At 35.0% G+C, this 4,672-nt stretch carries 6 protein-coding genes; 3 read left to right on the top strand and 3 right to left on the bottom strand.

Annotated elements, in window-relative coordinates:
* Positions 1-21 precede the first annotated feature (21 nt).
* Complete coding sequence (locus V7266_RS29995; protein WP_335472910.1) at positions 22-156, top strand: BA3454 family stress response protein; 135 nt, start codon at positions 22-24, stop codon at positions 154-156.
* Positions 157-414: 258 nt separating this feature from the next.
* Here the strand turns inward: V7266_RS29995 and V7266_RS29990 are convergent, their stop codons facing one another.
* Together V7266_RS29990 and acpP are read right to left on the bottom strand one after the other, a co-directional pair.
* Positions 415-939, bottom strand: coding sequence for an ECF transporter S component (locus tag V7266_RS29990; RefSeq protein ID WP_335472909.1), 525 nt, complete (start codon positions 937-939; stop codon positions 415-417).
* Between the two features lie 331 nt (positions 940-1,270).
* On the bottom strand, positions 1,271-1,498 hold the full coding sequence (acpP, locus tag V7266_RS29985) for an acyl carrier protein (protein WP_335472907.1): 228 nt from the start codon (positions 1,496-1,498) through the stop codon (positions 1,271-1,273).
* Positions 1,499-1,813: 315 nt separating this feature from the next.
* Between acpP and V7266_RS29980 the strand changes: the two genes are divergently transcribed.
* Complete coding sequence (locus tag V7266_RS29980; RefSeq protein WP_335472906.1) at positions 1,814-3,064, top strand: ATP-binding protein; 1,251 nt, start codon at positions 1,814-1,816, stop codon at positions 3,062-3,064.
* 302 nt (positions 3,065-3,366) lie between these two features.
* Entirely contained in the window at positions 3,367-4,011 is a 645-nt protein-coding gene (locus V7266_RS29975) for a spore coat protein (RefSeq protein WP_335472904.1), read from the top strand.
* Between the two features lie 206 nt (positions 4,012-4,217).
* On the opposite strand, the gene V7266_RS29970 is transcribed toward V7266_RS29975, so the two are convergent.
* Positions 4,218-4,670 (bottom strand): hypothetical protein, encoded by a 453-nt coding sequence (locus tag V7266_RS29970; protein WP_335472902.1) that lies wholly within the window; start codon positions 4,668-4,670, stop codon positions 4,218-4,220.
* Positions 4,671-4,672 lie beyond the last annotated feature (2 nt).

Here is a 4,672-nt window from a genome sequence, read left to right as displayed (position 1 = left end):
AGATAAAGGAGATAGATGAAAATGTACAATTATACAGTCTATGTAACGCACAACGGAAAAACCTACCAAACGAACGTCATAGCAACCAAAGATCAAACAGAAGAAGAAGTTTATTTAATTGCAAAAGAACAAGTCTTGAAACAATGGTCAAATTAAGTAAAAGATTCTGGAATTTAAAAGTTTTTTTAAAATAATTAATATTCTAATTTAAAGTGCTTTGCTTGAAATAAAGCAAAGCCTTTTATTATATGGATAAGCTTTCTAAAACTTCACTGGTCTAAAAAATGAAAACAAGAGAGGAAATATCCTCTCTTGTTTGAAAGTAGCAATACTCTTTTTATTTTCGGTGCTGGTTACTGCTATCTTTACAATACTAGTTCAAATAACATCCAAAAATATGTTTCATTCCTATAGTTAGCCAACTTTTTTGTTTAAGCGTCCTACCAAAGGTACAACAATAATACCGGCTAGTACAACCTGCATAATGTTTCCAGGGATGGAGCCGAATGGCTGTATCCAGTTACCGTAAAGGATTACTTCAGCAAAATAGTAGCCTACCACTTTGATTATTAATGCCACGGCAACTGCCACAGTGTTTACCAAAACTCTCTTACCAGGTAGCTTTTCTGAAATGAGTCCGGCTAAAAAGCCCATTGTCCCTACGATAATAAAGGTAAAGGGTGACCATATTGCCCAACCAGAGATAATATCGAATAAACCCATTCCGAAGGCACCTGCTATGGCTCCTGTTTTTTTGCCGTAAACCAGGGCGGCGATAAAAAGAGGAACATTCCCCAGATGGATAAGTCCTCCGTTACCCATGATTGGGAGCCTTAGGTTGATGAACATGGTGGCTACAAGTGTTAATGCGATGAAAAGTGCATTAATCACGATGGCTCTTGTTTTTGTTGTTGATGGTTGTGATAATGTAGAATTCATATGATGACCTCGTCTTTTTTTAAATAATATCATACACCTATTTTTAAACTTAATAAATAGTTAATTTAATAATCTTTACATAGTAGAAATAATATCGTAACGCTGGTGACATATTTAAATAAATTGAGGCAGGGTAGCATTTAAAGAAGAATAATCATTCAGAAGAGTGTAACTCAACCTAGAAGTAATTGAAAACAAAGTAGAACGTTGAATCGAAACCTTGGAATATTTCTAGAATAGCCAATCGTATAGTAGACTTTTTCCTGCCCTGATTTTGAAGGGGGCAGCGGTTGCCTGCAGCTTCGTATAGGCAACCCGCTTCCCCATTTTTTTAACGTTTTTCAATATAATTTACAACATCACCGACTGTTTGAAGTGTAGCTGCTATTTTGTCACTAATTTCAATAGCAAATTCATCTTCAATTTCCATCGTCAGGTTCACCATATCAAGTGAATCAGCTTCGAAGTCATCTTTGAATGATGCATTCGGATTGATTTCCTCCATATTGACACCTAGTTGGTCTGCTATAATAGGCTTTAACTTTTCAAATGTGGTCATTGCGGCATCCTCCTAACTATTTCATATCCACTATTATACCATCTAATTTGATACCTAAAAAACTGATAGATGAACATTCTTTTGATTAGCTCTCCCCATTAATGCCCTTTTTAACACTTTGAAAGATAACCTAAGTTACAGTGTTGATCCGATAAAACAAAAATCGACAAATTATCTAAATTTTGAAGTATAATATGGATGAATTAGAAATATAAGGTTATTTCTAAAAGTATGGATGAATGAAAGTAACTGGTAAAAACATACAGACTAATAGGCAGAATTCAGATGTAGAACAGAATATGAAAGGTAATGAAAATGAATATTCTAAAAGACTTTTTGCTGCAACTAACCTTTATGGTTATGCCCATATTTATTTACTTTACCTTTATTACGGAGAGAGTAAAGAGTGATCAAAAAAGAAACATCATCATGTCCTTTTTGTGGGGAATATCGATCGTCCTTTGCATGTCCTTTCCGGTGACTTTTGGTCAAAATGCCCGTCTGGAGCTAAGAATTATACCACTATTATTTGGTAGCTTATACGGTGGTTTTTGGTCAAGTATCTGCTTATCAACCTTAATTATCCTTTATCGGCTTTCTGATGGAATCAGTGTAGGATTTTATAATACTGTTCTTGTTTTATTAGGATCACTGCCTGTTTTCTTACTATTTCAAAAAAAGTTTGCAATGTCGAAGAAAGATAAAAGGGTTAAAATTGCGGTAGGTCTTTCCTTTTACTACTGTCTTATTGGATTAACTATTTTGGGAATTTTAAGAGGATTTACCATTGAGTATCTTAAAGTACCGATTATTCATCTTATCTTTGTAGTGGTGGTTACTTGGTTCTTTACTAGGTTAACTGAAACAATCAGGGAGATTCATCAACTGCGAGTAGAGATGCAAAACTCTGAGAAATTACGAGTGATCAGTGAGTTGACGAGTGTTTTCGCTCATGAAATTAGAAATCCAATGCAAGTTACTAGGGGATTTCTGCAACTTCTTAACGAGCCTGATTTGCCTGATCAAAAGAAGGAATATATCCAACTATCCATTGAAGAATTAGACCGTGCAAATGAAATTATTAATGATTTTTTGTCTTTTGGAAAACCGACCCTCAATAACAACGAACGAGTCAACGCAGGTTATCAGTTACATCGTGTAATAAATATCCTCCAAAGTTATTCCATGAACCATAATGTTGAGATTAAATCAGATATTCTGGACTACTGTTGGATCTATGCAAATCCTCAAAAATTGAAACAGACCTTGATTAATATTTTGAAAAATGCAATTGAGTCCATGCCGAATGGTGGAATCGTTTGGATTTCCTGTTCTACAACGGATGAAGATTATGTGAAAATTACTATTAAGGACGAAGGAATTGGTATGACCAAAAAGCAAATTGAGAGGCTTGGATCTCCGTTTTATTCCTTGAAGGAAAGTGGAACAGGACTTGGAATGATGGTAAGTTACCAAATTGTCCGTTCTTTCAAAGGTAAAATACAAGTGAACAGTCAAAAAGGCCAGGGGACAGAGTTTATTATTCTCTTACCTCAGATAACCTAAGAATGAACATTACGTCAATCAATTGAAAGAGCCGAGTAAGGCTCTTTTTTTCGTTTTGCCGCCAATTTGGTACTACTTGAAAAGGGGCGAGGTTAGTTTTTATAGCTTTTTGGAAACTCCCCACAAAACGGGTGGGGGTTGAAGAAGAGGTTATGGTCGCATAGGCCTTTTACCTGGAAGTCTTTAAATATCCATTGAATATGACCTAAAAATTTAAAGACAGGCCTTTACCTAGGACAACTTCCTGCCGTGATACATATACATGCAGTGTAAATAATTAGTTAATTAAGGGGAGATTTTTAGTGGGTAAGGACATCAAGCAGTATTTTTCAGATAAGGTAATTAGGGTTGACCGAGGCGGCCCAGAGTCCAGAATAGGGAAGTTGCTAGATGCAGGTGACGATTTCTTCACAGTTCTCACAGAGAATGACGGGGTCGTATATTACCATACTCGTCACATTAAGAGTTTTACTGAAAATAAGAATAGGCAGTTTGAAATGGACATTGAAGTTCCAGAGGATCTTGAATATAAAAAGGCTGAAAATTTCCAAGAATTGCTTGAATCCTTGAGTTATCTTTGGGTGAGAATCAATCGTGGCGGTCCTGATATGGTAGAGGGGATCCTTATTGAGGTAAAGGACGACTTTGTTTATGTGGTCACGGATGATGAAGTGGTTCGGATTACGATCATCCACATTAAAAATGTTAGTTATGGTCCTAAAATTAAAATGGATATAACCGAAGAACCTATGTCACAAGGATCTGAAACAATCCAAGTAGAAACATATGAATCACATTCAAATAAATCACGTCAAAAATCAAAAGATAAGAGTAAAGATAAATTTAATGAGACCCATAAAGAAGGTAAAGAACATTTTGAAGATGATTTATCTCTTCTATTATCTTTAATGGAGAAGTTTTTAAAACATTATTCTAGAAGCAACTAATATTTTTAAAGAAATTGGTGCAGGTTAAAATATTACGGACGATTTTTTGAGCAAACAAATGAACACAGAAGGTAAAGCTTCTGTGTTCATTTTCAGATTAAGCTCAGGTCGATTTTTCCCTTATTGGTTTACGAGATCGCTTCGATTGTTTTTTACTAGAGCGTTTTGGAGTAAATATCTCTTATAACAGCTGTATTAATATTTAACTACACTGCCAACTGTGACCTTTTTTCTAATTTAACTATCCATTTATAGTATCCTAACAAGATGAAGAGAAGAATGGGATTTATCATGAGCGAATGCCATAACGTCCACCATCCGTAGTGAAAGTATCCCCACGGTTCTGGAAGTAATGTAACGGTTTCGTAAAGTAATAAAACAATCTCCCATCCAGCAAAATACACTATTTTCTTCCTAACTGACTTGCGAAAGGGATAAAAATTTAAAAATACAACGTTCACAGGTGGGACTAAAAAAATGAGTGCTATGAATGAATTCCAATCCACACCCTTGGAGAAATACCAATAAGCATGATATTTAAAATCAATATAAACGTCAAAGACAGTTTGAAAGGCAATCGTAAACGCCCAAATATGATACATTTGGTTTAAAGAAAGCCTCTTTTTGATTTTAAGGGCTATTAAATTAAAAAGAATGATTG

The sequence above is a fragment of the Neobacillus drentensis genome (assembly GCF_036965645.1).
GTDB lineage: Bacteria > Bacillota > Bacilli > Bacillales > Cytobacillaceae > Neobacillus > Neobacillus drentensis_D.
This window is presented reverse-complemented; position numbering and strand designations above follow the sequence as displayed.